Genomic DNA, 2,639 nt, shown 5'->3' with positions numbered 1-2,639 from the left:
GATGGGGTTGGCGGCCACCTACTCTCCCGGGGGTGAACCCAGTACCATCGGCGCTCCCGGGCTTAACGGCTCTGTTCGGAATGGGAAGAGGTGCTCACCGGGGCCATAGCCGCCATTGTCTTGGCACGGCTGTCATGCGTGCGCTAATGCTTTTTAGACATGAATGGGGGGAGAGACAAGCAGAAAAGCGAGGAGCGGCGGGCCGGCACACCGGTACCGGGACGCTCCCGGGCAATTAGTACCGCTCGGCTGTGGCATCTCTGCCTGTACACCTGCGGCCTATCGACGTCGTCGTCTTCGACGGCCCTTCAAGGGAGATCTCATCTTGGGGCGGGTTTCGCACTTAGATGCTTTCAGCGCTTATCCCGTCCGAGCGTAGCTACCCTGCGCTGCACCAGGCGGCACAACAGGTCCACCAGAGGCTCGTCCAACCCGGTCCTCTCGTACTAAGGTCAGGACCCCGCAAATCTCCAACGCCCACAACAGATAGGGACCGAACTGTCTCACGACGTTCTGAACCCAGCTCGCGTGCCACTTTAATCGGCGAACAGCCGAACCCTTGGGACCTTCTCCAGCCCCAGGACGTGACGAGCCGACATCGAGGTGCCAAACCTCCCCGTCGATATGAGCTCTTGGGGGAGATCAGCCTGTTATCCCCAGAGTACCTTTTATCCTTTGAGCGATGGCCCTTCCATGCGGAACCACCGGATCACTATATCCGCCTTTCGGCCCTGCTCGGCTTGTGGGCCTCACAGTCAAGCTCCCTTGTGCTATTGCGCTCTGCGCACGGTTACCAAGCGTGCTGAGGGAACCTTTGAAAGCCTCCGTTACTGTTTTGGAGGCGACCACCCCAGTCAAACTACCCACCAAGCACTGTCCCCCACTCTGTGAGGTTAGGCGCCAAGCAACTCAAGGGTGGTATTTCAAGGACGGCTCCGCGATGCCTGGCGACACCGCCTCGCAGCCTCCCACCTATCCTACACATGAGTTACCCAGCGTCAATGCTAAGCTATAGTAAAGGTTCATGGGGTCTTTCCGTCCCGTTGCGGGTACTCGGCATCTTCACCGAGACTACAATTTCACCGAGCTCACGGCTGAGACAGCGCCCAGATCGTTACACCATTCGTGCAGGTCGGAACTTACCCGACAAGGAATTTCGCTACCTTAGGACCGTTATAGTTACGGCCGCCGTTTACCGGGGCTTCGATTCAATGCGTCGCCTTGCGGCTAACATCCCCTCTTAACCTTCCGGCACCGGGCAGGTGTCAGGCCTTATACTTCATCTCGCGATTTCGCAAAGCCATGTGTTTTTGTTAAACAGTCGCCTGGGCCTTTTCACTGCGGCCTCTCCTATTGCTAGGAGGAGGCGCCCCTTCTCCCGAAGTTACAGGGCCATTTTGCCGAGTTCCTTGGCCGTGATTCACTCGAGCACCTTAGGATTCTCTCCTCGACCACCTGTGTCGGTTTGCGGTACGGGCGGCTGCAGCGTTATAACGCTTAGCGGGTTTTCTCGGGAGCCTGGTTAGGGACACTCGCCGCCCCCGAAGGGTTGGCGTACTTTCCACTTTCAGCATCGATGGCGTACTTCACTACCAAAGATATACCTACGGTGTTAAGCGCACTATTCCGTCAGTGCGCGGTCCTTTCACTTCTCCGTCACCGCATCGCTGGCTGCAGCCGGTGCTGGAATATTAACCAGCTGTCCATCGACCTGCGCCTTCGCCTCGGCCTTAGGACCCGACTAACCCTGATCCGATTAGCGTTGATCAGGAAACCTTGGTCTTTCGGTGTGCGGGTTTCTCGCCCGCATTATCGTTACTTATGCCTACATTTGCTTTTCCAAGCGCTCCAACAGCCCTTGCCGGCCTGCCTTCACCGCCCTTGGAATGCTCCCCTACCAGTGTACTTGCGTACAATCCGCAGCTTCGGTGCCATGCTTGATGCCCGATTATTATCGATGCCCTGTCGCTCGACCAGTGAGCTGTTACGCACTCTTTAAAGGAATGGCTGCTTCCAAGCCAACCTCCTGGCTGTCTAAGCAACTGGACCCCCTTTGTTCAACTTAGCGTGGACTTTGGGACCTTAGCTGGCGGTCTGGGTTCTTTCCCTCTCGGCCTGGGACCTTAGCACCCCAGGCCTCACTGCCGCGTATATCTGGTGGCATTCGGAGTTCGTCAGGATTCGGTAGGATGTGACTCCCCCTAGTCCTATCGGTAGCTCTACCTCCACCAGACTCCACCGCGACGCTGCCCCTAAAGGCATTTCGGGGAGTACGAGCTATTTCTCAGTTTGATTGGCCTTTCACCCCTACCCACAGGTCATCCAAATGCTTTTCAACGCAAACTGGTTCGGACCTCCAACTGGTTTTACCCAGCCTTCATCCTGCCCATGGGTAGATCACAAAGTTTCGCGTCTGCCCCCCCTGACTGCGCGCCCTGTTCAGACTCGCTTTCGCTGCGGCTCCGGTCTTTGAAGACCTTAACCTCGCCAGGGAGGAGCAACTCGTAGGCTCATTATGCAAAAGGCACGCCGTCACCACACAAAGTGGCTCCGACCGCTTGTAAGCGCACGGTTTCAGGATCTGTTTCACCCCGTTATTCACGGTGCTTTTCACCTTTCCCTCACGGTACTGGTTCACT

The 2,639-nt window shown here is 57.0% G+C and carries 2 rRNA genes (1 of these 2 cut by a window edge); both read right to left on the bottom strand.

The window, feature by feature from the left end:
- Positions 1-5: 5 nt before the first annotated feature.
- Positions 6-117, bottom strand: a 5S ribosomal RNA gene (gene rrf / locus C8N40_RS22355).
- Between the two features lie 98 nt (positions 118-215).
- Positions 216-2,639, bottom strand: a 23S ribosomal RNA gene (locus tag C8N40_RS22350); it runs 470 nt beyond the window's last position.

Source organism: Pontibacter mucosus, assembly GCF_003054055.1.
Taxonomy (GTDB): domain Bacteria; phylum Bacteroidota; class Bacteroidia; order Cytophagales; family Hymenobacteraceae; genus Pontibacter; species Pontibacter mucosus.
Note: the sequence above shows the minus strand (reverse complement) of the source record. Positions and strands in the feature narration are given on the sequence as shown.